Source organism: Bartonella sp. SD1336NMGDW, assembly GCF_042193565.1.
Taxonomy (GTDB): Bacteria; Pseudomonadota; Alphaproteobacteria; order Rhizobiales; family Rhizobiaceae; genus Bartonella; species Bartonella grahamii.
This window is the reverse complement of record NZ_JBHILW010000105.1, coordinates 1-576: the sequence shown is the minus strand read 5'-3', so window position 1 is coordinate 576 and position 576 is coordinate 1. Positions and strand designations below refer to the sequence as shown.

Annotated in this window: 1 protein-coding gene; it reads right to left on the bottom strand. The window is 46.4% G+C overall.

Annotated features, from left to right (window positions below):
* Positions 1-65: 65 nt before the first annotated feature.
* On the bottom strand, positions 66-575 hold the full coding sequence (locus ACFIKH_RS09395; protein ID WP_375671558.1) for a hypothetical protein: 510 nt from the start codon (positions 573-575) through the stop codon (positions 66-68).
* Position 576: the final 1 nt, after the last annotated feature.

The window sequence follows — 576 nt, the reverse complement described above, 5'->3', positions numbered from 1 at the left end:
GCGTTCAAGCGCATCAAGACGCTTCATGATTTGTCGAAAGGTATCACTTAAGAGATGTGCGTCATTCATGCCCCCACCTCATTGTCCCATGAAATCAAACCACTTTTGAGTTGTCCTTCATCACAAAAAATATCCTGTCCCAACTGATGCAAATCTTGGTGCCATTCCACCACGCTTATCGATACACCACGCTGCTTAATCGCCGCGGAAATAATCGGTTCAATTTGCACCTCACGCGGGGCACTCAAATGCGTTAGACCCCACAATTGCCCACTATGACAAAGTACCGCAATGGCTTCTGCCAAAAGCCAACTGGAAACATCACGCTCTTTACCTGTGGTAATAATAAAAGCCCCTAAATGAAGATCAGCACTCATCTGTCCAGAAGCAACAGAAATTAAACGGCTTTCTAACACCGCAACACGCACAGCTGGTGCCACCAGCATCTGTGTTTCAAGTTCTTCTAAATTAAAACGTCCAAATTGACAGCCGCAATCACGCACATCCGGCAAAGCGCCTTTAAGGCTTCTTATCACCGCTTCACGAAACTGATTAATGCGCCCTGCTTGTGTGATC